The sequence below is a fragment of the Candidatus Hadarchaeales archaeon genome (assembly GCA_038736355.1).
Taxonomy (GTDB): domain Archaea; phylum Hadarchaeota; class Hadarchaeia; order Hadarchaeales; family WYZ-LMO6; genus WYZ-LMO6.
This window is the reverse complement of record JAVYML010000002.1, coordinates 50,439-74,343: the sequence shown is the minus strand read 5'-3', so window position 1 is coordinate 74,343 and position 23,905 is coordinate 50,439. Positions and strand designations below refer to the sequence as shown.

General features: G+C 56.2%; 23 protein-coding genes. 13 read left to right on the top strand and 10 right to left on the bottom strand.

The window, feature by feature from the left end:
* Nucleotides 1–7: 7 nt before the first annotated feature.
* Together QXG22_02640 and QXG22_02635 are read right to left on the bottom strand one after the other, a co-directional pair.
* A complete protein-coding gene (locus QXG22_02640) occupies nt 8–1,306 on the bottom strand; it encodes a RuBisCO large subunit C-terminal-like domain-containing protein (GenBank protein ID MEM0358895.1) in 1,299 nt (432 codons plus the stop codon).
* 35 nt (nt 1,307–1,341) lie between these two features.
* Entirely contained in the window at nt 1,342–2,538 is a 1,197-nt protein-coding gene (locus tag QXG22_02635; protein ID MEM0358894.1) for a saccharopine dehydrogenase NADP-binding domain-containing protein, read from the bottom strand.
* A gap of 77 nt (nt 2,539–2,615) precedes the next feature.
* On the opposite strand from QXG22_02635, the gene QXG22_02630 reads away from it, so the two are divergent.
* The 7 genes from QXG22_02630 to QXG22_02600 are packed head-to-tail and all read left to right on the top strand — an operon-like array spanning nt 2,616 to nt 8,420.
* On the top strand, nt 2,616–3,719 hold the full coding sequence (locus QXG22_02630) for a 2-hydroxyacyl-CoA dehydratase family protein (protein MEM0358893.1): 1,104 nt from the start codon (nt 2,616–2,618) through the stop codon (nt 3,717–3,719).
* Entirely contained in the window at nt 3,716–4,051 is a 336-nt protein-coding gene (locus QXG22_02625; GenBank protein ID MEM0358892.1) for a hypothetical protein, read from the top strand. The genes QXG22_02630 and QXG22_02625 overlap by 4 nt, the downstream gene beginning before the upstream one ends.
* Nucleotides 4,029–5,405, top strand: coding sequence for a 2-hydroxyacyl-CoA dehydratase family protein (locus QXG22_02620; protein MEM0358891.1), 1,377 nt, complete (start codon nt 4,029–4,031; stop codon nt 5,403–5,405). Before QXG22_02625 ends, QXG22_02620 begins: the two co-directional genes overlap by 23 nt.
* A gap of 1 nt (nt 5,406) precedes the next feature.
* On the top strand, nt 5,407–6,189 hold the full coding sequence (locus tag QXG22_02615; GenBank protein ID MEM0358890.1) for an acyl-CoA dehydratase activase: 783 nt from the start codon (nt 5,407–5,409) through the stop codon (nt 6,187–6,189).
* A gap of 5 nt (nt 6,190–6,194) precedes the next feature.
* A complete protein-coding gene (locus QXG22_02610) occupies nt 6,195–6,974 on the top strand; it encodes an acyl-CoA dehydratase activase (GenBank protein MEM0358889.1) in 780 nt (259 codons plus the stop codon).
* Nucleotides 6,958–7,662, top strand: coding sequence for a hypothetical protein (locus tag QXG22_02605; protein ID MEM0358888.1), 705 nt, complete (start codon nt 6,958–6,960; stop codon nt 7,660–7,662). The genes QXG22_02610 and QXG22_02605 overlap by 17 nt, the downstream gene beginning before the upstream one ends.
* Complete coding sequence (locus QXG22_02600; protein ID MEM0358887.1) at nt 7,659–8,420, top strand: AAA family ATPase; 762 nt, start codon at nt 7,659–7,661, stop codon at nt 8,418–8,420. The genes QXG22_02605 and QXG22_02600 overlap by 4 nt, the downstream gene beginning before the upstream one ends.
* A 51-nt stretch (nt 8,421–8,471) precedes the next feature.
* Here the strand turns inward: QXG22_02600 and QXG22_02595 are convergent, their stop codons facing one another.
* Both QXG22_02595 and QXG22_02590 read right to left on the bottom strand, forming a co-directional pair.
* Nucleotides 8,472–12,734 (bottom strand): ribonucleoside triphosphate reductase, encoded by a 4,263-nt coding sequence (locus QXG22_02595; GenBank protein ID MEM0358886.1) that lies wholly within the window; start codon nt 12,732–12,734, stop codon nt 8,472–8,474.
* On the bottom strand, nt 12,731–13,471 hold the full coding sequence (locus QXG22_02590; GenBank protein MEM0358885.1) for an anaerobic ribonucleoside-triphosphate reductase activating protein: 741 nt from the start codon (nt 13,469–13,471) through the stop codon (nt 12,731–12,733). Before QXG22_02590 ends, QXG22_02595 begins: the two co-directional genes overlap by 4 nt.
* 136 nt (nt 13,472–13,607) lie before the next feature.
* Here QXG22_02590 and QXG22_02585 point away from each other — a divergent pair, with 136 nt between their 5' ends.
* Nucleotides 13,608–14,300 (top strand): winged helix-turn-helix transcriptional regulator, encoded by a 693-nt coding sequence (locus QXG22_02585; protein ID MEM0358884.1) that lies wholly within the window; start codon nt 13,608–13,610, stop codon nt 14,298–14,300.
* 1 nt (nt 14,301) lies between these two features.
* Here the strand turns inward: QXG22_02585 and QXG22_02580 are convergent, their stop codons facing one another.
* Complete coding sequence (locus tag QXG22_02580) at nt 14,302–14,814, bottom strand: dCMP deaminase family protein (protein MEM0358883.1); 513 nt, start codon at nt 14,812–14,814, stop codon at nt 14,302–14,304.
* Between the two features lie 93 nt (nt 14,815–14,907).
* Here QXG22_02580 and QXG22_02575 point away from each other — a divergent pair, with 93 nt between their 5' ends.
* Nucleotides 14,908–15,834 (top strand): hypothetical protein, encoded by a 927-nt coding sequence (locus tag QXG22_02575; protein ID MEM0358882.1) that lies wholly within the window; start codon nt 14,908–14,910, stop codon nt 15,832–15,834.
* Here QXG22_02575 and glyS read toward each other — a convergent pair.
* Genes glyS through QXG22_02560 form a run of 3 tightly spaced genes read right to left on the bottom strand, consistent with a single transcriptional unit; the run spans nt 15,784 to nt 19,319 of the window.
* Nucleotides 15,784–17,343 carry a glycine--tRNA ligase gene (glyS, locus tag QXG22_02570; protein MEM0358881.1) on the bottom strand — a complete coding sequence of 520 codons (1,560 nt, stop codon included), beginning with the start codon at nt 17,341–17,343 and terminating at the stop codon, nt 15,784–15,786. The genes QXG22_02575 and glyS overlap by 51 nt on opposite strands.
* 6 nt (nt 17,344–17,349) lie before the next feature.
* Nucleotides 17,350–18,165, bottom strand: a complete 816-nt coding sequence (locus QXG22_02565; GenBank protein MEM0358880.1) for a CBS domain-containing protein — start codon at nt 18,163–18,165, stop codon at nt 17,350–17,352.
* Nucleotides 18,166–18,206: 41 nt separating this feature from the next.
* Nucleotides 18,207–19,319: an amidohydrolase family protein gene (locus QXG22_02560; GenBank protein ID MEM0358879.1), complete on the bottom strand. Its 1,113-nt coding sequence runs from the start codon at nt 19,317–19,319 to the stop codon at nt 18,207–18,209.
* 47 nt (nt 19,320–19,366) lie between these two features.
* On the opposite strand from QXG22_02560, the gene QXG22_02555 reads away from it, so the two are divergent.
* Genes QXG22_02555 through QXG22_02545 form a run of 3 tightly spaced genes read left to right on the top strand, consistent with a single transcriptional unit; the run spans nt 19,367 to nt 21,355 of the window.
* Entirely contained in the window at nt 19,367–19,768 is a 402-nt protein-coding gene (locus QXG22_02555; GenBank protein MEM0358878.1) for a DUF488 domain-containing protein, read from the top strand.
* 33 nt (nt 19,769–19,801) lie between these two features.
* Nucleotides 19,802–20,815 (top strand): radical SAM protein, encoded by a 1,014-nt coding sequence (locus QXG22_02550; GenBank protein MEM0358877.1) that lies wholly within the window; start codon nt 19,802–19,804, stop codon nt 20,813–20,815.
* Between the two features lie 15 nt (nt 20,816–20,830).
* Complete coding sequence (locus QXG22_02545) at nt 20,831–21,355, top strand: DUF367 family protein (protein MEM0358876.1); 525 nt, start codon at nt 20,831–20,833, stop codon at nt 21,353–21,355.
* Here the strand turns inward: QXG22_02545 and QXG22_02540 are convergent.
* A complete protein-coding gene (locus QXG22_02540) occupies nt 21,327–22,697 on the bottom strand; it encodes an ATPase, T2SS/T4P/T4SS family (GenBank protein MEM0358875.1) in 1,371 nt (456 codons plus the stop codon). The genes QXG22_02545 and QXG22_02540 overlap by 29 nt on opposite strands.
* A gap of 52 nt (nt 22,698–22,749) precedes the next feature.
* Between QXG22_02540 and QXG22_02535 the strand changes: the two genes are divergently transcribed.
* Nucleotides 22,750–22,905: a preprotein translocase subunit Sec61beta gene (locus tag QXG22_02535; GenBank protein ID MEM0358874.1), complete on the top strand. Its 156-nt coding sequence runs from the start codon at nt 22,750–22,752 to the stop codon at nt 22,903–22,905.
* Here QXG22_02535 and QXG22_02530 read toward each other — a convergent pair.
* Entirely contained in the window at nt 22,902–23,768 is an 867-nt protein-coding gene (locus tag QXG22_02530) for a zinc metalloprotease HtpX (GenBank protein MEM0358873.1), read from the bottom strand. The two genes, QXG22_02535 and QXG22_02530, sit on opposite strands and share 4 nt — an antisense overlap.
* Nucleotides 23,769–23,905 lie beyond the last annotated feature (137 nt).

The following is a 23,905-nucleotide window of genomic DNA, read 5'->3' as shown; positions in this document are numbered from 1 at the left end:
GAATCCCCTAACCCATCTGGAGGGCTATCCTGAGTTCCTCATGTTCTTTGGCCATCTCCTGCAGGCTTATCCCCTTCATCACCGCTTCCACCGCGAGTCTGAAGGCCCTAGCTCCCGCCCTGGGTCCCATCGGATGGGCGTGGATCCCACCCCCCGTTCCTATCACCACATCCCTTCCCAGGTCACTCACCACTTCGGGAACCATGGAGGGGGTGATCCCACCGCTCGGCATGGGAAAGGTGGGACGGAGGTGGTAGAAGGGGAAGGTCAGGTGATGGGCCACCCTCACGTATCTCTCCTTCATGAAGGGGGCCTTCCCGTAGGGGGCGGGATAGACCACTATGTCGGCTCCCGCCAGCCTGGGGAGTTTCCCGAGCAGGAGGGAGGAGGAGAGACCCGAGTAGGGGGAGACGTACATGGTACCAGAAAAGTCCATGTGGGCCAGGATGGGGACGTTGATGCTGGGATCTTCGGCCAGCTCCCTGAGGAGGGAGATTCCGGCGGTGAGGTAATTGATCATAAGGGCGTTGGCTCCGAGCTCCAGGGCCCTGTCGGCGTTCTCCAGCACCTTGGAGGCTTCATCCGTGATGTTGACGGTATAGAGGGTCTTCTCCCCCTTCTCCCTGTCGGCCCTTTCCAGGGCCTCCATGTACTTCGGGACCCTTTCTTCGATGGGGTTGAAGGAGGGATTGCCCAGCAGTTCATCATCCTTGATCATGTCCACCCCTCCCACCGCGGCCTCGTAGGCCAGCCTGGCGCCCACCTCAGGGGTGAAGCCCGTGCAGGGTTTGATCATGTTGTTGATCAGGGGCCTCTCCTTTACCCCCAGAAGCTTCCTTATTCCCTCTATCCCGAACTTGGGCCCCTTGAAACCCTCCACGAAGCTCTTGGGAAAACGGAGGTCGAGGAGCTTGATCTTCTCCCAGCACATGAGGTTTCCAGCCACGGTTGAAAGGAGCATGGGGATCTGCTTTCCAAAATTTACCTGTGGAAAGGCGATTTGCACGATGTAATTCCTTTCTTTGGTCTCTGTGGGGGCCAGCACTTCCGGGAAGGGAGTTTCGTATACTCCGACTACCTTCGCCACATGCTTCTTCCTCACCTCCGGGGTTTCCCCGGGAACGGGTACCCAGGTGCCGGTGCTCTGTTCTATGGCTAGGGCCCTGGCCACTTCCCAGGGATCCAGGGCAGAGGGTAGGGAGAGGAAGTAGGTGGCAATGACATATTCTTCCGGGTCTACCCCTTCAGGGAGGGCTTCGGGCTGGGCCTCCAGTTCCTCGTATTCCCTTTCCCTCCATTTGAACATTCAAAAGAGGTGCTCTTTGGGGGAAAAAAGGCTTGTTAGAGGGGTATGCTGGTCACTCTTCCTTCCTCGTCAACGCCCTCGAAGATGATCCTTACCCCTCCCATTCCCTCCCTGCTCCTCACCGCCTCGAAGAATCTCATGGGATCCACGCAGGCCTCCGGGGGAAGAACTCCCTTTTCCTCGATCTCTCCCCTGGCCACCATCTGCGTGCCCACCGAGGCGGGGATGGCCGTTCCTTCCCCCATCCCTGCCCCCCTCGAAGGCGTGGCGAACCTATACTCCATCCTCTTCCCCTCCTTCTTCCCCCTCACCACTATCTTCAGACAGCCCACGGGTTCGGGCAGCCTGCTTGCATATTCCTTCCTCTTGGAGAGGATGAAGGAAACTAGGAAATCGATGGGGGCCACCAAAGCTTCCCCCACCTTCAACGGTTTTTCCTCGGCCAATCCCATCCTCACGGCGTTTCGTAGCAGCTCGTAATATTCCAGGGGGAGGACGGCTCCCTTGTTGGTCACCTTTTTTAGGCCTGGGATATGGCGGGGAAGGGTGATGGTTTCTGGATGGGGATAGGGATAAACCTTCACCACCCCGATGGGATCGTAAAAGTCCACTTCCTCTATTTCCTTCTCCCCTTCTTCGCTGAAGAACCCGAAATACACCATTTTTCCTTCCCTGAGCATGGGAATCTTTCCCACCATGTAGTGGATGCGGTGGTAGATCACCGCGGGACCTTCATCGGGCTCCCCCCCGTGGATGTGGTAGATGTGGATCTCCTCCGGCTGGTCCAAGAGCTGGCAGCAGAACTTGGCCACCACGTTGGACACGCCGGGCGAAGAACCCATCCCCGTGAGGACGGTCACCCCTTTCTTCCTGGCTTCTTCGTCCATCTCCAGCTGCTCCAGTGTGGCTTCGTAGTCGTCACAGATATCCACGTAGTTCACCCCCGCTCGGATGGCTTCCCTGGTGAGGAGGGGGCCGAACTTGTAGAAGGGTCCCACGGTGTTGAGCACCACATCCGCTTCCTTTATCACCTCCCGGAGGGTGGCAAGCTCCGTGATGTCCGTTTTCACGAAGGAGAGGTGCGGGATTCCCTCCAGGTATCTTCTGGCCTTTTCCACCTCCTTGTCGGCCACCACCACCTCGGAGAAGGTCCCGCTCTTGGCCAGGTCCTTCACGGCGGTTCTCCCTACCACCCCACCGCCGCCCAGGACCACCACTTTTTTGTCCCCCATCTTTCTTCTTTTCCCCCTCACCAAAAAAACTTAAGTTTGTGGCCCAACCTTTTTCAGTGAGGAGTTTCGAAACTCTGGTGCAGGTCTCTTCTGGAATTTCCAATCCCCATGTGGAGGGGTGGAAAAGGGAGGGAGGAAGGGTCATAGGCTATACCTGCAGCTACTTCCCGGAGGAACTAGTCCATGCTCTGGGCATGCTTCCCTTCAGGATAAGGGGGACGGGATGCTCCGGGACCCACCTGGCTGATGCCTGGTACGGTCCCGTCAACTGTAGCTACACACGTTGCTGCCTGCAGCTGGTGCTGGAGGGGAGGTACGGCTTTCTGGACGGGGCCGTGATTTCCCGCACCTGTGACCACATGAGGAGGATGTACGACTGCTGGAAGGCCGCAGGGAATCTCCCTCCCTTCTTCTACTACTTCGGGATTCCCCACACCCTCACGGAGCATGGGCTGGAGTTCTACCGGGAGGAGATCTCCTCCCTTTTGGGTGCCATGGAGAGACACTTCGGGACGAAGCTCGAGGGGGAGAGGCTGGAGGAGGCCGTAAGGGAGTACAACAGGGGGAGGAGGCTCTTGCTGGAGCTGAACGAGAAGAGAAAGAAGGAGAAGCCCCTCATTTCCGGGCAGGAGGCCTTAGCCATTCATGTGGCGAGCACGGCTATGAGGAGGGAGGTTTACAACCGTCTGCTGGAGGAAGCCCTTGAAGAAATAGAGGAAAGGGGAAAGGAGCATTCGGGAGCCAGACTTATGCTCGTGGGGAGTGTGAACGATGATCCGGAGCTGGTGAGGGTGATAGAGGGGCAGGGAGGTCTGGTGGTCACGGACTCCCTCTGCTTTGGCATGAGGTCCATCGTGGATCTGGTGGAGGAAAGGGGTGATCCCTTCGAGGCTTTGGTCAGGAGGTACTACTATCACATGCCCTGTGCCAGGACCTACGGGGAATTCGAAAGGAAGCTCAGCTTTTTGAGGAGGTTGATCAAGGAATGGAGAGTGGAAGGGGTGATCCTGGAACACATGAAGTTCTGCGACACGCACGGAGGGGACAACACCCTCTTCGCCAGGAGGCTGGAGGAAGAGGGAGTGCCCACCCTGCTCTTGGAGAGGCAGTACGGCCCGCTGGCGGAGGTGGGAAGGATCAGGACTAGGGTCCAGGCCTTCTTGGAGAGGCTGGGAAAATGAGTCCCGTGAGATGCGAGGACTGTTTCTGGGCGAGATGGGAAGGGTGGGAGAGGATAAGTTGCCAGCTGAAGGGGGCCGAGGAGAACCCCGCCAGCCTGAGACTCTGTCCCGATTTCAGGCCCAGGCTTCCCAAGGAACTCTTGGAGGGGATGGAGGAGATGCTGCATCGGGTGGTGAAGGGCCAGTCGGAGAGGGAGGAGGGGGAGAGGGGAGGGTGGAAGGTGATGGTGGAGAGGACCCAGGGGGGATATGCGGTCTACCTCCGCCCAAGGCTGGAGGAGAGGGAAATAAGGAAGCTCGCCGAGAAGGGTGAGAGGGTTGGAAGAGGCTAGGCAGCTGCCGCTCGAGGAGAGACTCTTTACCCTTCTTTCCCTAGCTTCCTCCATCCCAGAGGATGTGACGGAGAGGGAGCTGGAAGACCTGGTAGCGGCCGTTCCCTCCCAGGCCGAGGTCCTGAGACACCTCTTCCTCTCCGATCCTGCCATCCGGAGGGTGGCCATGGAGGTATCCAGGTGGGCCGGCTGGTACTTGGGGATGGTGAGGGGAGCGAAGGAGGAGGGGAAGAAGGTGGTGCTCTCCAGCTTCAACACCGCTCCCGAAGTTCTATACGCACTGGACCTAGTCCCACTGGTGCCGGAGGTGCTCACCTCCTTTGCCACCATCTTCTTGGAAGATCCGCACGTGTACTTCGACTGGAGTGTGGAGGAGGGATTGCTCGAGACCATGTGCACCTCGCAGAGGGCAGCCTGTGGGGCCATCCTGAAGGGCCTCGGTCTCCGCCCGGACCTAGTGGTCACCGCTGCCCCGGGAAGCTGTGATGCCAATTCCAAGCTCTACGAATACATGGCTGTTAGGTTGGGTGTTCCCTATCTGGGAATAGACTGCCCTACCTATCATGGAGAAAGGGCCTTCCGGTATTACCTAAAGGAGTACAGGCACCAAGTGAGGAAACTGGAGGAGTTCGCGGGAAGGAAGCTGGAGGAGGAGAGGTTGAGGGAGGTGGTAGAGGAAAGCGAGAAGTGCAGGAGGTGTTATCTGGAGATCAATGATCTGAAGAGGGCCCGCCCCAATCCCGTCCACTCCTGTTTCAACATCTTCTTGCAGGCCGTGAAGTTCAGCTCGGTGGGAACCCCCCAGGGGACCAAGCTCTTCGAAACGGTGTTGGAGGCCTCCAAGGACAGGCTGAGGAGGAGGGAAGGGGCCAAACCAGAGGAGCGCATTAGACAGATTTGGGTGTACACGGGCTTCTACTCTCCGAGCATGGATCTTTGGTTCTGGCTGGAAGAGAATGGGATGAGCTACGTGGTGGATATCCTGACCCTCTTCCACGCTGAGAGACCCATCGATACTTCCTCCTTGGATACCATGCTCGAGGGATTGGCGCAGAGGTGCTGGAATTATCCCATGACCAGGCAACAGAGAGGACCCATGGATTACCCGGAACAGTGGCTTGAGGACTACCTTTGGTGCGTGGAGCAGTGGGGAGGGGACTGTTTTGTTTTTGCGGGTCATCCAGCCTGTAAGAATGTGTGGGGGGGTTTCCAAGCCTTTATAAGGGCGCTACAGAAGGAGACGGGTCTTCCCTGTCTGAAAATAGAGGCCGATTGCTGGGACTTCAGGGTTAGTCCGGTTTCTGAAATCAAACGCAGGATTTTAGAGTTCAACGAGACGATGGGACTGGGTTAGCATGCTGGTGGCCGGCTGCGACGTGGGTTCCCTTACTGCCAAAGCCCTTTTGATGGAGAACGGGCGCATCCTCTCCCATGAGGTGAGAAGGGTGAGACCCAGACCAGAGCTTTCGGCCAGGGAGGTGATGGAAGAGGCTCTGAGGAAGGCGGGAAGAAGGTGGGAGGAGGTGGCATACTGCGTGGGGACGGGTTACGGGAGGGTGAGGATTCCCTTCGCCAACGAGAACATTTCCGAGATCTCCTGTCATGGGAAGGGGGCCCACTGGCTCCTCCCTTCCGTGAGGACGGTGATAGACATCGGTGGGCAAGACTGCAAGGTGATAAGGGTGGATGGGGAGGGAAGACTGGTGAACTTCGTCATGAACGATAAGTGTGCCGCCGGGACGGGAAGGTTCTTGGAACTCATGGCCAAGACACTCGGAGTGGGAGTGGAAGACCTGGGGAGGCTTTCCCTCTCCTCCAAGGAGCCCATACCCATCACCAACATTTGTGCGGTTTACGCGCAGTCAGAGGTCCTCTCCTACTTGGCGGAAGGGGCAAGTGCCGAAGATGTGGCAGCCGGTGTGAACCAGTCAATGGCAGCAAGGGTGAAGGCACTGGCTTCCAGGGTGGGGGTGGAGAGGGAGGTGGTCCTCTCGGGAGGCGTGGCGAAGAACATAGGCGTGGTGAAGTACCTGGAAGAAATGCTTGGAGTCCCGCTCATCAAGCTGGATTTCGATCCCCAGCTGGTGGGCGCTCTCGGTGCGGCCCTCTTCGCCAGCGAGAGGGTGGGGGGAAACTGATGTTGGTGGGTGGACTGGATATCGGTAGCGGAAGGGTGAAGGCAGTTCTTATGGAGAACGGTTCGATGGTGGCTCAAGCCGTCCTGGAAACCGGTCCAAAGGCCAAGGAAACGGCTGAAAGGATCCTGAGGGAGGTTTTGGAAAGGGCTGGAAGGAAAAGGGAAGAAGTAACCTGCTGGGTGGGGACTGGAGAGAGGGTGAGGGGCTTGGATTTCGTGGGGGAAGTCAAGCCCATCCTCCTCTGCCTTTCCAAAGCCTGCGCCCCCTTGCTCCCGGAGACTGGAACGTTGGTGGAGGTAGGGGCCAATACCACGAGGGTGGCGGTGATGGAGAGGGGTAGGATAGTTGATTATGGGACGAACGACAGGTGCGCGGCTGGGGCGGGGAGGTTCTTGGAGATGCTCGGGGAGGTGCTGGGGGTGAGCCTCGAGAGGTGGGATGAGGAGGTTGCCCGTTCCACCAAAAGACTCTCCATCACCTCCCAGTGTACGGTGTTTGCGGAGAGCGAGGTGATAGCCCTTTTGAACGAGGGGGAGGAAGTTCAGGACATTCTGGCTGCGGTCACGAGGGCCATTGCCGGCAGGGTTTCCTCCATAGTCAGGAGGGTGGGGATGAGGGGGGAGATAGTGGTGGCGGGAGGGGTGAGCAGGCTGAAGAGTTTCGTGGAGGCCTTAGAGGAACAGCTGGGGAGGAAGGTGAAGAGGTTGCCCTTCGATCCCATCCTGGCAGGGGCCTACGGGGCCTGTCTCTTCGCACGGGAGAAGGCGGATGAAGCTTTTCGATGAGGACCTGAAGTTCCTGCGCGGCCTCTTGGAAAAAGCTGAGGGGGAAGGAAAGGTGAGGAGGCTCTCCCCTTTCCTTCCGGAGGAGTTCCTGGGAGAAGGTCCAGAGGTGATCCTCAAGGAGGACACTTGGGTGGAACTGGGTCCTCCCGAGCTTCCCTCCTTTTCTTCCGTCCTCCTCACCGAAACACCTGGACTGGTGGAGGATGGGAGGGTGAGCCTTTGGGGGAAAGATCTTCCGGAGCTGAGGGGAGAAGTGCCCTTTGCCCAGCTTTGTTTGGTGGAATCCAGGGAGATAAGGGATGAAGACTACCGGAAGCTGAACTTGGTGCCCTTCAGGATGGTCCTCAAGGGATACACGATAAGGGGTCTTCCCTCGCAGATGAGGGTCTGGAGCAGGGTGAGCAGGCAGGTGGTGGAGAGGGGCTTCTCCCTCTCCGTGGTGGGGGAGGCCCTGAGGAGGGCCCTGCGCTCCCTTCCCGTTTCTTCCGTGGAGGTGGTTTTCTCCACCTCCGAAGAAGGGGTGAGTTCGCTACTCGGGATAGGGGAGAAAGCCAGGAAGATTGCCTCGGCCATAGGCAAAATGGTGGAAGAGGTTTCCCTGGACTGTGAAAGGTGTGACTACAGGGAAATCTGCGGGAGCGTGGAAGAGCTCAGGGCGATAAGGGAAAGGATGGTGGGGAAGGGATGACGAGGGTGATGGCCTTTTGCGGAAAGGGAGGAGTGGGAAAGACCTTCTTGGCCTCAGCCTCGGTGAGGTTGCTGGTGGAGGGGGGATGGAAGAAAATCCTGGCGGTGGATGCGGACCCGTCTTCAGGCCTTTCTCAGGCCTTGGGAGTGAGGACTGGGAAAACGGTGGAAGATCTGAGGAAGGAATGGCTCTCCTCTTGGAGGGGGTTGAGCAGGGAGGAGCTGGCCCTTTCCCTCGACTACGGGGTAATGAAGATCATGGAGGAGGGAAGGGGTTTTGCCCTGCTGGCCATGGGGAGACCTGAAGAAGAAGGGTGTTACTGTAAGGTAAACGAATTCCTGAGGGAGGTCCTCACCTCGGTTTCCAAGGGTTTTGAAGTGGTGGTAATAGATGGGGAAGCGGGAGTGGAGCAGATCAACAGGAGGGTGATGAGGGAAGTCAACGATCTCCTACTCGTTTCGGATTCCTCCCCCAAGTCCCTGAGGGTGGCTTCGATCATCAAGGAAGTGGCGGATAGGGGGGCGGTGGGATATGAAAGGGCTGGTCTGGTCCTCAACAAGGTGGTGGGGGGAGAAGGGGTGGAGCTTCCCGGGGGAATGGAGGTATTGGGTCTTGTGCCCCAGGATGCGGAGGTGGAGGAACTGGACAGGAAAGGTTTAACCATCTTTCACCTGCGGAGGAACAGCCCTGCCCTGCTGGGCGTGGAGGGGTTGCTCAAGAGGATGGGATACCTCCCTGGAGGGGGAGGTCGGGAGTAGCCTTACCCCCTCGCAGGGGGATGCTACTCCCGCCTTCAACCCCCTCGGAGGTCAGTGGGGGGGACCATAGTCGTACTTCTTCCTCAGCCTGAATTCCTCCTGCTTTCCAGCGTTCCAGTTCTTGACCGGCCGATAGTACCCCACCACCCTTGAATAAACATCCGTCTCCCTTCCGCAGATGGGACAGGAGGGATGTTCTCCCCTCAGGTATCCGTGGTCTCCACAGATGGAGTAAGTGGGGGTGAAGGTGAAGTAGGGGAGTCTGGTCATGGAGGTGATCTTCCTCATTAAGTTCTTGGAGCTGCTCCCATCCTCCAAGCTCTCCCCCAGGTAAATGTGGAAGACCGTCCCTCCGGTGTAGAGGGTCTGAAGGGGTTCCTGGTGTTCCAGTGCCTCCACCAAGTCGAAATCGGCATCCACGGGAAGCTGGGTGGAGTTGGTGTAGAAGGGCTCCCTCTCCCCCGAGGTCGCTATGGCCTTCCCGAACTTCCTCCTGTCCAGCCTCGCCAGCCTGTAACTGACTCCCTCCGCCGGCGTGGCCTCGAGGTTGTAGAGGTGTCCCGTCTCCTCCTGGAGCCTCCTGCACTCCTCCCTCAGGAACTCCAGCACCCTCCTGCACAGCTCCCTCCCCTCTTCGCTCATGATCCCCCCTTCTATCCCCATGTTCAGGCACATCTCGTGCCCCCCCACTACCCCTATCGTCGAGAAGTGCCTCTTCAGATCCCCGAAGTACTCCTTTGTGTAGGGGAGGAGACCGGTCTGAATGTTCTTCTCCACGATTTTTCTCTTGTGCTCCAGCGCCCTCCCCGCCAGGATGCACAGGTACTTCAGCCTCCTGAAGAGCTCGTCCTCGCTCCCCTTCGCCAGGTACCCCGCCCTGGAGAGGTTGATGGTCACCACCCCCACGGATCCCGTCTTCGGACTGGACCCGAAGAGTCCTCCCGTGACGTTCCTCTGGAGCTCCCTCAGGTCCAGACTCAGCCGACAGCACATCGAGTACACCTGCCAGGGGCTCAGGTCGCTCCTCACGAAGTTCTGGAAGTAGGGGAGGCCGTACTTCGCTGCCACCTTGAAAAGGAGGGAGCTGAACCCGTCCTCCCAAGGGAAGTCCTTTGTGATGGCAAAGGTCGGGATGGGGAAGGTGAAAGGCTTGCCCATCGCGTCCCCTTCCAGGAGGACTTCCAGGAAGGCCCTATCGAACCTCTCTATCTCCTCTTCATACTCCTCATAGGTTTTGTCCAGCGGCCTTCCCCCTATCACTGCCGGCTTTCCCCTCAGGGGCTCGGGAACCCCGCAGGCCAGCGTTACATTGCTGAAGGGGCTGTTCCCGGTTATGAACACCTTTTTGTTCCTCCTGGCCACGAAGGTCCCATTCTTCGTGGTGGGGCACCAGACCTTTCCCCTGTACTTCACCTTCTCTATCTTGGTTATGCGAGTGAAGGAATTTCTCACCAGGTTCACGTTCCATGCTGTTCCTCCGGTGTTGCGCTTCGCTGTACAGCCAAAACCCGCCAGAACAGCCAGGGCTTGTAAGCCGTCAAGCAACTTTTCGTCGTTGGTATAAAGTCTGATCCTGCCGTTCTTGTCTACGTGACCGTCCGCCCTCGCATACTCTTCGAGGAAGAGGCGTATCTGCTTTGCCGGGAGGTCGAACATCCATCTAGGAATTTCCTTTCTGGGTAGGAACCGTTTGAGCCACCGAGAGCTCCTGTCCTTCAGCCTAAATCTTATGCAAGGAGCTTTCGACCATCCGGTTTTTCTTTTTTGTTCATTCCACTCGAGCCCCAGGGCTCTAAGACACTCCCTTATCCTTTCGCAGTTTTCGACATGTTTCTCTGACTGATAGATGGCTATCCTCCCCCTATCATCCGAGAAAGTCCCCTCCGCAATGACCCAGGCACAAAGTCTGAGCAGATTTTCGTCCACCTCTTTCTTTCCCTCATTTTCCCCTGCTATGGGCAGGATGGGGGAAGAATCAAAGGCTAAGAGTTTCTCCGCTTCGGTGAATTCGAGGGTCTCAGAATTGAACTTTTTCCTGAGTATTCTGTGATTGGGTGTGACGAGCTGCTCGGTAACCCTGTTTTTGAGGAGGATCAGCTCCCCCTCGTAATCGTAGACGTGGATGCCTTCTAGCTTGAGGAATTCTATCCTTCTTTTTTCCGGATTAAGAGTTGCTATTCTGTCTTCCATGCTCAGCTCATCGTACCTCTTCCATCCCTCCTCGGTCAACACCTCCGTGTCCTCGGAGACGCACTGCCCTCCCCACCTGGAGGTCACGTTCAGGTTGTACACGAACATCTGGAGGAGCTGTTTGAGCTGCCTGTCGCTCAGACCATCCTCCCTGATGAAGGGGGCAAGGTAAACGTCTATCCAGGAGAAGGCCTGCGCCCCCGCCCACTCCTGCGTCATCACCCCTATGTAGTTCACGACCTGCATCAGGGCCACGTCCAGGTGCTTCGGGGGATGGGAATGGGGATTGTTCCCCACGCTCACCAGCCCCTTCGTCAGGATATCCTCCATCGAATGGCCCGCGCAGTTTCCCGACCACACCACCTTCCCTTTCCTCTCCACCAGGAGGGTCCCGTTGGGAACGGTTAGGTCATAGACCTTCCCCCGGTAGCGGACCAGCTTGGGCTTGCCTTCAAATTCTGGAGTGAGTTGTCTGTGGATCACCGTCACTTCATAGCGGCCCTTCTCTTCCCTTATCGTCCCGCATTTCCCCACCTTTATCAGACACTCCACCACATCCTCCGCCAGTTTCTTGGACGCCGTGTAATATCGTATCAGCTTACCTTTTCTCTTCACGCCGTCCCCGGCGAAGAGTTCGGAGAGGAAGAGTCTCAGCAGGTTCGGGGGAAGTTCCTTGATCTCCTGCGGAATGAACCTCTCCTTTGACCCGCCCAGCCTCTTCAGGTACTCGTAGAGCCAGCTTGCATGGGAGGACACATGGAACCTGGTAATGCATGGGTTCAGCCCCATCTCGCGCATTATGGATGCTATCCTCTTCTGCTTCCTCCCGTTGAGTTGTGAGATGGCTATCCTATACCCCTTTTTCGATATACAAACATTGCCTTCCGCAAGGTACCACCCCATGAACCTGACGAAAACCTCCGCCGGAACGCGTTTCACCTCCTCTTTCCTGGTGAAGGAGGAGGAGCCGCACCTCGGACAGTTCAGGGCATCCGGGGGTACCCTCCTCCCGCATTCCCCGCACCAGACCCTTACCGACAAAAAGTCAAAGGAATCTCTCTCTTTGCCCCTCCACCTCACCCCTCCTTTCCTGAACTCGTACAGGGAGTAGTGGTCGCTGAGCTGTTTGGCGGTCAGGATCCTCCAACCGTTGATGAGGACCTGCGGTTCCACCTTGAGCTTGTGCCCCCGGTAAACCGGCTTCCTCCCGTGGTAGATCCATTCCTGGATGGTTCCGAGCGGAATCCCAACCCTGCCGGAGACCCCCCTCAGACTCAGACCCCCATCCCTCAGCATGAAAACCCTCCTGTACTTCCTGAGCCTCTCCCCGTCGGGCTTTGCGCGTTTCTTGACGAGCGCCATCCTGACGAGCATCCTGTGTTCGGGGGTCACCAGAAGGTCCACGGCTTTGTTCTGCCAGTGGTAGAGGTAACCGTCGAAATAGAATTCCTGCTTCGCCAGGGGTTTCTGGTACTCCAGCTCGCCGGTGCGGAGGTTGAGCGTCGCTATTTCGTCCTCGGGCGTGACCTCCCAGAAGTACTTGAATCCCTCCCTCGTCAGCACCCTCGTGTCCTCGGAGAAACAGTACCCGCACACTCCCTGATACAGATCGTGGAGATGGAGATCCCCGTCGATGTGAGCATCGCTCACCTCGGGAGGATAGACCTTGTCCAGGAGGTACCTGGCGTTGATCGCGCCGGCCGAGTTGAACATCATCGAGGAAATGGAAGGCCTTAGGTTGGCGTTCTCCCTCACCCTCCAGTCCCTCTCCCCTATGAACTCCTCCACCATCTTCCCCACATCGAAGAGGGTGCTCCTGCTCTTCCTGAGCTCGTCGTGCCTCCTCCTGTACTCGTGGTACCTCTCCGCCAGCGTCCCATATCCCTCCTCCCTCAGCACCGCCTCCACCTCGTCCTGGATCTCCTCCACCGAGGGGATCCTCTCCTCCCCGTACCCCTTCTCCTCCAGTTTCCTGACCACGATTTCCTGAAGCCTCCTGGCCTCCCCCTCGAACTCCAGCCATCCCTGCGCTTCCGCCGCCTTCCTTATCGCCTCCCCTATCCTCCTCGGATCGAAGTCCTGTACCGATCCATCCCTCTTCTTCACCGTTCTAATCGGGCTCATCCTCTCACCAGGCACTCACCGAAGTACCCGGAGATCTTTTCCCTGATCCTTTCCAAGAATTCCCTCGGGTAAGGGGAAACTCGGGAAAAACGCTCATCCAGATGGAAAGGAGTGCGCCTGAACTGCTGGAGGCAATACCTCTTGGCACCCCTTATTTCCCCCGCTATTTCCAGTATTTCCTCTTCCCCAAGCAGGGTGGGAACCACGGTAGTCCTGAGCTCGTAATCTATCCGTGAGGAGAGGAGGAGGTCAAGGCTTTCCCTGATTTCCCTTGGGTGAAGGGGAACGCCCGCCACTTTGCTGTAGCTCTCTTCCCTGAGGGGAGCCTTTATGTCCATGGCCACATAGTCCACCAAACCTTCCCCCAGAAGCTCCCGGAGAAGATCAGGCCTGGAGCCGTTGGTGTCGAGCTTTATCTCGAGCCCTTCATCTTTCAGTTCCCTCAGGAATTCCACCAATCCCGGGTAAAGAGTGGGTTCTCCTCCGGTGATGACCACCCCGTCTATCCATCCCTTCCTCCTCTTCAGGTAGTCCAGGATCTCTTGGGTGGGTATTTCCCTTCCCTCCCCCCTCACCAGCTGTGGATTGTAACAGAAGGGACATCGAAAATTGCACCCCTTCACGAAGAGAATGGAGGCTACCCTCCCCGGATAGTCTAATAAGGAGAGCCTTTGAAGACCTCCCCAGGGAAGTTCCCCTGAAGGGATTTTCATGGCTTCGTTCATTAAAACCCCCACCAAACCTCCCTCCGCGTTATCGTTTTTAAAACACGTAACATTTTTTAAAAAGGTTATACTTGACCCGTAGAATATGGCAGGGCCGAAAGTAGTCTAGAATAAGGTATAAACGTTACATCGAATGTAACACTTTTGGATGTACAGATTGAGGAGAAGCAAGGCTCCGGAAATCCTCCTCAGTCTGCTCAAAGGACCCAAGCACGTTAGGGAACTACAGGCAGAGGTTAAGGGTAGCGCTCTGACGATAGAGATGCGCTTGAAGGAGCTCATAAGGGAGGGTTTGGTGAGGGAAAGGGAGATGAAGGAGTGGCCCTTCCGCAGGATACTGGAGCTCACGCCTGAGGGAAGGAGGGTGGCGGCCATTCTCAAGCTGGAAGTTTCGGCGGTTTCCAAGCCTGGAAAGAGGGAGAGGGAGGAGGTGATGGAAAGGGGAAAATGGATTCTGGCCCTCCTCTACTCATTGGGGGGAGCGGTCGAAGGGAGCGTAAGACTTCAGAAACTCCTCTTCCTCCTGAAAAGGGAACTTGGGGTGGATTCCCTCCCCTATCGCTTCCTCCCCTACCTCAGGGGCCCTTATTCGGAGGAGATACCGGACGATGTGCTGGAGTTGGAAAGGGCTGGTTTGGTAAGGGTTGAGAGGGAATTGCTGGAACCCGTATTTTGTTCGCTGACCCCTGAAGGAGAGAAGATGGCTAGCGAACTCTTCAACGGTCTTCCGGAGGAAATCAGGAAAAAGATGGAGGAGCTGAAAAAGTTCAACGGGATGGGGCTCAAGGAATTACTGGAATACGTCTATTCCAAGTATCCGGAAGAAAGTAAGTGCGTTTAAGTCATCCCTTTCCGGTGTACTGCTGGATCTTTCTCTGATGGTCTAAGGATTCGTCCCTTACCCATTCCTTGACATCGTAGTATCCCAACGTACCGTCTTCTTTTTTGAACACGATTTTTTCTATGCCGGAGTTTATCAGAAGCCTTCTACAGAAGGTACAGGGTTTTCCCTCAACCACCTTTCCTTGGGCATCCTGTCCATAGAGATACATGGTTCCTCCGAGGATGCTCACTCCAGATCTGGCGGCGTTGACGATGGCGTTGGCTTCGGCATGCACGGCGGGACAGACATCGTATCCTTCACCGTGGGGAGCCCCCACCACATCCTTGAGACAGAGACCCACTTCCAGACAGTCCCTAACCTTTCTGGCAGCACCGTTGTAACCGGAGCTCAGCACCACCCCATCCTTCACTATCACGGCCCCGAATTTCCTCCTCAGACAGGTGGATCTGAGACCCACTACCCTCGCCAGCTCTAAGAAATATTCGTCCATGGAGGGTCTTCGGTTGGCCATCTTTCTTTTTTCCCCTTCGAGGAAATAAGGTTTGGGAAGTTCGACTCTTGTCGTTTTATCTGAACTTTTTATGAAACAAAAAGAAATGGAGTTGTGTCGGGCTACATAAGAACCGTTCTGTACGTGCTCCTTCCCCTGCTGACTGGGGCCTTTCTCAAAAGGATGAAAAGGTTGAGACCCTTCACGATTCCTCTCTTCAACCAGCTGGAAAACATGATCATGTGTGTAATCCTCCCCCTCACGGTTTTGGTTTCCGTGGCTAGGTACTCCCTTTCCGAACTCATGGGGGGACTGGCGGCGATGGCGATGGCCCTGTTGGCGGTAGGGGGGTGCTTCCTTTTCTCCACCGGAATAAGTTTCCTTGCTGGGTTTGGGAGGGAAAGGACAGTGGGGGTGGTTCTGAACTCATCCTTTATGAACGTGGGACATCTGGGCCTTCCGTTGGTCTATGTCCTTTTGGGGACCGAATATCTCTTGCCCGCCAGTTTCTATGCGGTGGCGGTGGCGGTTCTCAACTTGGTGATGGGAGTTTACATGCTCTCTTCCCTTTCGAATGGGGGAAAGCACCCCCTGAATTACTTCATAGGCTTTCCTCCCCTGTTGGCCCTTCTCTTCGCCATGGTTTTTGTGGGAGCGGGTGCCACCCTTCCGGAGGAAGTTTGGGGTTTTTTCGACGATTACTTGGCAGGACCCTTCTTCCTTCTCATGTTGCTTTTCGCAGGGTATTGTCTGGAGTTGGTTAGTCCCAGGAAGTATAAGGAGGAGCTGTTGTTGATAGGGGTTGCTAGATTCCTCTTTTCACCAGCCATCACCATCTTTGCCATGATGATGATGGACCTCAGTTTCGCCCATGACCTCTCCCCCAAACCTTCCCTCCTTCTCTCCATCATGCCTCCGGCGGCCTTCAACCTGCTCCTGGCACATACCTACAAGAGTGAAAGGGATCTGTATGGAGCGGCGGTGATGTTCCTAACCCTCTTTTCCCTCTTCTTCCTCCTTCCCTTCCTCTTCTTTCTCTAACGGAATACCCGCTTTTTCGAACTCCAGTTCCCCACTCATGAGGGAAGATAGAACGGAAGGAAGTTTATCGAGGTGGACCCTGATCTGCTTGGCGGTTTCCCTCTCCCTTATGGTAACCGTGTTATCGGAGAGGGTGAGGTGGTCGATGGTGACGCAGTAGGGGGTTCCCACTTCATCCGCCCTGGCGTATCTCCTCCCTATGGATCCCGCTTCATCGTATTCCACCCAGAAGCCCTTCTCCTTCAGCAGCTCGGCTATTTCTTTGGCCTTTTCGGGCAGACCATCCCTTCTGAGGAGGGGAAAAACGCCCACTTCTATGGGGGAAAGTTCCCTCTTGAACTTGAGTCCCTTTTTCCCCTGCAGATGGGCCGTTTCTAGCACGCAGTAGAAAATCCGGTCGATGCCGAAGGATGGTTCCACCACATGGCAAATTTCCTTCCTCCGATCAGGTTGAAGGACTACGGAGAGATCCTCCCCGCTGGCTTCGGCATGCCTGGAGAGATCGTAATTCGTCCTGTAGGCTATCCCCGCCACCTCCACCCATCCGAACCTTTCCGTTTTCACTTCCGCGTCCCAAGTTTCTTTGGAATAGTGGGCCCTTTGACCTGGAGTTTGTTCCCTGAACCTCAGGCGCTCCTCGGGAAGTCCCAGGTCCAAGAGAAACTTTTTGGTGAGGACGAGATAATAGGCCATGAGTTCATTGCAGATCATCCCCTTCTGCACGGCTTCCCCCGCACTCACTTCCACCGTTTTTTCCTCACCCTTTAGCTGATCTTCTGCCCTCCAGAGCCTCAGCTTCTCCCCCGCAACCCTTTCGAAGGAGGGATGGGAGGGATTCTTCGGATCGAAGAAGACTTCCAGTTCCGCCATCGTGAATTCCCTTAGCCTTATTATACCCTGTCTGGGAGAGATTTCGTTCCTGTATCCTTTCCCTATCTGCGCCACGGGGAGGGGGAGTCTTTCCCTACCGTGCCTCCACAGCCTCCTGAAATCCACGAAGATTCCCTGAGCGGTTTCCGGTCTCAGATAGCCCACCTTTTTCCCTCCAGGTCCTATGGTGGTCTTGAACATGGTGTTGAATTCAAAAACCCTCCCCAACTCTCCACCACATTCGGGGCAGGTAATTCCCTTCTCCCTCAACAGTCTTTCTATCTCCTCAGCCGGTTTCCCTTCAACATCCAGTCCAGTTTTCTCCTTCACCAATTCCGAAACCTTAAAGGGTTGCCCGCATTTCCGACATTCACTCATGAGGTCAACGAAATGTTCTACGTGTCCGCTGGCTCTGAAAACCTCTTCGGGGGTGAGGGTGGGAGAGTCGATCTCCAAGGCACCCTCCCTCTTCACGAAGTGCTCCCTCCATTTTTCCACGATTTTGTTTTTCAGGATGGTCCCCAAAGGGCCGAAATCATAAAAGCCGCTGATACCCCCGTAAAGCTCAAAGGAGGGCCAAAGAAAACCCCTGCGCTTGGCAAGCTCCATCAGCTCTTCCCCTGACGACAAGGGCTTCACCCCGTGTCAGAGGAGAGCACCCAGCAGGTCGATGTCCCTCACCAGTCCCAAAAACTTGTTGTCGGCGGAAAGAACTGGAGTCTGCTCAATCCTGTGCTCTTTCATGAGCTGGGCGCATTTGCTCACGGAGGTTTTCTTGGTGATGTAAATGAGATCCCTGACCATTACCTCCTTTACCGGGATGGGGGGAAGCTTCAACTCGGTTTTGGTAATGTAGATCCTGGCTTCGCTATCCCAGCTCCAGCTATCCCCCTCGCTTTTACCCGCCAGCTGGCTGATCTTGGAAGTGGTCTCCACTTCCGCCAACTTTATGATGTCCGAATCGTCGATGATCCCCACCAGGTCCCCCATCTCGTTTATAACCGGGAGGGCCCTAACCCTCGCCAAGCTCATGATTTCCACGGCTGCCCTCAGGGGGGTGCCCTCCCAGACGGCCGCCACGCTCGGTTGCATGAAATCCGAAGCCGGTCTCTCCAAATTCATGTTGGCCAGAGCACGGTACACGATATCCCTGACGGTTATCACACCCACCAACTCCCCGTTCTCCACCACGGGCAGCCTCCTGTTACCCGTGGTGAGGATATGCCTAGCGGCCACGCTCAAATCGTCCTCAGGACTAACCCTCGGCACATCCCTGTCTACCAACATGGCGAGCTGGTCCTCCTCCGGGTGTTCCAAAAGCTTCCTCAGGGTTACCATCCCCACCAGTTGCCTGGTGTTGCTATTCACCACTGGGATTGCACTTACCTCCAATTTCTTGAGGAGCTCGATGGCCTCCGCTCTCGTTCCCGGAATCTCGGCGTACTTCACATCTCCGGTCATCACTTCCTTTACCTTCAGGTATCTCCCCCCGCTTCAGAAAATTACCTCCTTTTCCTTAAAATATCCTTTCCCCTATACCACACGGCTATGAGGTTTTCAGGCTGGGTTCTGTTGACTAGGCCGGCATAGGGATCCTTGAGGTTTCTCAGCTCCCCTGTGGCGGAGAGGAGGAGAAAGGTTGCTTCCCTTCCTTCCTCCAGGGGTCCCCAGGGAAGGTGGAAGAGCCTCGAAGGTTCGAGGGTGACGGCTTTGAGAAGGATCCTCGCCTCCTCTCCTCCAGCCCTGGGATTTTCCCTCCTCACGCAAGCCCAAGCAAACTTGAGTTCTTCCCAGAGGTTGGGGGGACAAACGCAAACGTTGTCCGTTCCGAGCATGAAGCTTACTCCCTCCTCCAAGGCTGTAGCTATGGGGGGGCTTCCGGAGGAGAGGAGGGAGTTGGACCTGGGACAGAAAACCACGGGTATCCTCCTCTTCCTGAAGGAGGAGAGATCTTCCTGCGAGGCATGGGTGAGATGGACGGCCAAGGAAAGCCCCAATTTCAGCGCCCTTTCAATTTCTTCCTCAGCCCTTTGAGGCAATTCGGCCACATGGGAGGCGAAGATCTTTCCCTTCTCCCTGGTTTCCTTCGCGAAGTTTCTGAGTTCGGAAAGGGAGTGATGGAGGAGGGAGGGAAGACCCATCCCGTCCGCTTCCGAAAGGAGTTCGCGGAAATCTTCTCCTGGAAGGGGGCGGCCCAGTACCACGCTCTTACACTCCCCCTTGATCCTGCGCAGGAGCTCCACACCCCTCTTCCCACCCTCCCTGAAATCGCAGTGGGCCAGGATACCCATCTTTGCCATGTTCTTCAGGGTGAGGTCCATTTCTTCGATCAGTCTTTCATCCCCGGTTCCCTCCAACACCCTGAACTTGAGCCCTCCCGGTCCCACCGTTTCCTCCTGAGTTCTTCCCGAGTAAAGTTCCCTCGCCACCGAGTCGGCCAGATGGGTATGGGCGTTGGTGAGGGGAGGGAGGACGAAACCTCCTTTGAGATCGAGGTCCGATTTGGGACTGAAGCCCCTCCCTATCTTCTCGATCCTCCCCTCTCGGATTTCCAGGTAGCCTTCCACTATCTCCAATTCTTCTCCTTCTAGGATCCTAGCCCCCGAGATCCTCATTCCATCACCGGTCCTTCCTTAAATCCTTCCTTTCCCGATATAACCAGGTGGGTGAAGGAAAGAAGATCTGGGCAGTTGGTTATGGAAACAAAAGTTTGAAGCAATTGGTGGAACTCCTGCATCGTTCGGGAGTGGAGGAGGTGGTGGACATAAGGGCCTTCCCCACCTCCAAACGGGAGGAGTTCAAAAAGGAGGAATTGGAGAAGAATCTTCCCCTCCACGGTCTTTCATATTTTCACCTCCCGGAGTTGGGAGGTTATAGGAAGGGTGGTTACCTCAAGTTCATGAAGACAAAGGAATTCTCACTTGGAATGGAAAAACTGGAAAGAAGGGCTAGGGAGAAGAAGGTTTGTTTGATGTGTGTAGAGCCCCTCTCTTCCATATGTCACAGACGTTTCGTCATAGAAGAATTGAAGAGGAGGGGTTGGAAGGTGGTGGAACTGGAGTAGCTTTTATAAGGGGGATACCGGGGAGGAAGAAGGATGAGACCCCGTTTCGTGGATTGGGCCATAACCTCCAAGTGCAACTTGAGATGCAGTCACTGCTTAGCGGAGAGGGGGGAAGAGCTCCCTAGGGAACAGCTCCTCGCGTTGGCTGGAGAGGTGAAGGAACTGGGGCCGGACTGGGTGATCTTAGAGGGGGGAGAACCCCTTTTGAGGGAGGACCTCTCCCTTCTCCTCAGAGAGTTGGAGGGGCTCGATCTCTACCTCATCACGAACGGTTCCATGTTGAGGGGGGAGGTGGCGAGGGAGCTGGGAAGGAGGGGGGTAAAGGTACTCTTTTCCATGGATGGGGCAAGCAAGGAGGTTTACGAGGGAACGAAGGGTGGAGCCAGTTTCAGGGATTTCTGTAAGGGGGTGGAGGAGGCCAGGAGGGAGGGAATCTTCCATGGGGTCACGGTGGTCCTTTCGAAAAGGAATTTCCACCAGATGGAGGAGACGATAAAATTCGTGGAGGAACATGGGGGAAAGTTCGTGACCTTCATCCCCCTCCAGCCCAGGAACGGAGGCAACGATCCCTATTACCGAACCCATGGTCTTTCTCCCCAAGACCATCTTTTGGCGATGCACCGGATTTACGAGAGGGAGTGGAAGGTGGAGGTGTACTACGACGCACCCTTCCTCTGGGCCTTTTCTGAGAGGGAGGGAGTTCCGTTACCGGAGGGGAGGAGCGGGATCACCATCCCCGAGGTAAGGGGATGTGCCTGCGGGACTACCCTTTACGTCACCTTCGACGGCAGGATCCTTCCCTGCATGTTCTTTCCCACTTCCTTCCCTTTCTCCCGCTATCCGGAGAGGAGTTTGAAGGAAGGATGGGAAAGGGTGAGGAATTCGGAACTCATCCGCGGGTTCAAGGATAGGGGTAAGAGGGAAGCACCCTGTTCCTCATGTTTCCATTTCGAAGAGTGCTTTGGGTGTATGTCGAGGGTCCTCAGGGTACAGGGGAGACTTTCCGCTTCCGACCCCGAATGTCCCTTTAGGGGGAGGAGTGCCTAGTTCAGAAAGGGGAAAGTGAGGATAGTGGTTTATCGTGCCGGGGAGTGCGATCCCAAGAAGTGCACCGCCCTCCGCCTGCACAGGCTTGGAAAGATAGAAATGGTTTCCCGTTTCCGCGATCTGCCCAAGGGTGCCATTCTGCTCGATCCCAGGGCGGAGAAGGCCCTCTCGAGGGAGGACAGGGAGATCGCTGAGAGGAAGGGATTGGTGGCTCTGGACTTCTCCTGGAGACGTTTTCCCGAGTGGGGCTCCCCGAAGGGTTTGGTGTCGAGGATCCTGCCCTATCTCGTGGCCGCCAACCCGGTCCATTATGGAAGGCCCACGGTCCTCAGCACGGCGGAGGCCCTTTCTGCAGCCCTCTTCATCCTGGGATACAGGGAAGAGGCCGAGGAGATGCTGGAGCCCTTCAAGTGGGGAACTACCTTTTTCCAGCTAAACCTCCACCGGCTGGAGGAATATGCCAAGGCGGCCAACAGTGAGGAAGTGCTGGAGACACAGAAGAAGTTCCTTCCTACCTCCACCTCTTCCTCGAATACCTAAAAGGAGCCTCTCTATGAAGCTCCCTCAAATCGCTGATCACCACTTGATCTCCAAAGGTATAGATTTCATAAACGGGTTCTTCGGTCTCGAAGTCCAATACCTCCACGAGGGGCCTCGCGAGGTCCTCGTCCCTCATGCCTGAGGGTACCTTGATGGAGGATCTGAGGGAATAGACTTGCGAGATTTCCCCGTCCTTGATGAAAATGACGGTATCCACGATCATGGGGATCATCCCCAGTTCCACCCTCCCTATGAGACGCTGGATGGCATCGATGGCCCTCGTGGAGTGCACCACCCCTACCATCCCCACCCCCGCCAGCCTCATGTCGGTGAAGATCTGGAAATCGGAGGTTTTCCTGAGTTCGTCGTAGATGGTGTAATCCGGTCTAACCAGCAGGAGGATGTCAGCAGTCTTTTCCATGTCCCCTTCCAGTGAGGTGTATTGGGTGATCTCATCCCCCACTTGAAGGTCCCTGGGGGATTCCATGGTTTTCACGATCTTATGGAAGGAACGATAGAATTCCGCCAACGCTTGGGCGAAGGTGCTTTTTCCGGCGCCCGGTGGTCCCGCGATGAGGATGCCTTCCGCACTACTCTTCAATCTTTCCTTCAGCTTGTTGGAAAGCTTGTAGTCCTCCAGCTTCACCTTTGCCACGGGTCTCACGGCCGTTATCTCCAGACCATCGCTGAAGGGAGGTCTGGCTATGGCTATCCTGTATTCCCTGTACTGAATGACGGTGGCGCCTTTCCTCTCTATTTCCACGAAGCATTCGGGATCGCGCTTGGCGAGTTCCACCAGTTCGTGAATCATTTCCCTGAGCTCCTTTTCGGTGAGGGGTCTTTCCCCCACATACTGTACTTTCAGCTTCCCCGGTCTTCCCACCTTGGCTAGGGGCCTCACCCTAGCCTTCAGGTGGACGGACATCGTATCGGGCCCGAAATACTCCAAGAGCTTGGGCTTCCTTTCTTCTGGAGAGGGAAGGAGTAACTCCACCTTCCTTCCCTCTATCCTGGCAAGTTCCGCCGTCACTTGGTCGCTGGTGAGAAGGATGGAATCGGATTGATCGGCCGCCTCCCTGAGGTGCCAGCTCAGATCGTTTTCGCTGGGGATCCATCGCTCTCCCCAAAAATCCAACTTGATCCTTCCTTCCTCGGAAAGCTTCTTCAGGTGGGAGAGTTCTGCTAGGGCCACGAGTCCAGAGTCCTTTCCCTCCCTCGCCTGGACTTCAAAGTAGGCCAAGAGGAGGTTGGGAATGATTACCTCGCAGCCCTCTTCTTCCTCCACCTTCTTCCTGAGCATTCCATTGAGCAGCACGCTCTCGTCGGGTAGATATCTCGTCATGCTACCGTATTCTTCCCGGAAGGGTTAAAAGATGGGTGGGGAAGGGAAAAAGATGCGCAGGAGGGAAGAAAGGCTCCCACCCAGTGGCGCCGGTTTGATGAGGTATTTCTCCGAAGAGGGTTCTGGGATAAAGGTTTCCCCCAGAGCAGTGGTGGGCTTTTCCGTGGCCTTTATCCTGGCAGTGGTCTTTCTTCATTTGATGTTTTAGCGGCCTCTCCTCGCCAGGGCCTCCAACCTCTGAATTCTCTTTTCCGTGGAGGGATGGGTGGAGAAGAGTTCCACCAGCGAAGATCCCCTGAAGGGATTGACGATGAAGAGGTGGGAAGTGGCTGGATTCCCTTCCGCCATCCTCTCGGAAAGGGAATAGTCCTCGAGCCTTTTCAGGGCCGAGGCTAAGGCCAGGGGCTTGCCCGAAATCCTAGCCCCCTCCTCGTCCGCCCCATATTCCCTCGTTCTGGAAACGGCGAGCCTTATCATCAGGGCGGCCAAGGGCACGAGGATGAGGGCCAAGAGGAGAAGGAAGGTACTTCCCCCGCTCCTCCTTTCCCCGCTCCCCCAGAAGAGGTGCATCCTTCCCACCAGTGCCAAGTAGGAGATGGCACCGGCCACGATGGCGGCAAGCGTGCTCACCAGCATGTCCCTGTTCTTGATGTGGGCGAGCTCGTGTCCTATTACTCCCTCCAGCTCCTCCTCCTTCAGGATCTCCATGGCCCCCCTGGTAACGGCCACCACGGCATTCTTGGCGTTCCTCCCGGTGGCGAAGGCGTTGGGAATATCCAGGGGTACCACGGCCACCCTGGGTTTGGGAATTCCAGCCCTCTCCGCCAGGCGGGAAACGATGCGGTGGAGGGTGGGCTGTTCTTGCTCGCTCACCAGTTTGGCCCTGTACATCCGCAGCACCCATTTGTCGGCGTAAAAGAACATGATGAGGTTCATGGACATGGCCAGCACGAAGGCCACCGTGAGGGTGGGGAGGAAGGGGAGACTGGCAACGTAGGCTAGGGCCACTCCTACCGCTAGGAGGAGCCCAGTCATGGCTCCCAGGAGCAGAGTAGTTCTCAGAACCCACATCAATTAGGAAGAGGGGTGAAGATGGTTTATAAAGATATCGATAAGGAAAAAAGAGGAGAGAAAAAGGGAGATTTTGGATAAAAACGGTTTAATCCAAGCTTTTTCACGGTTTTCGTCCTCCCAAAGCACTTAACCTA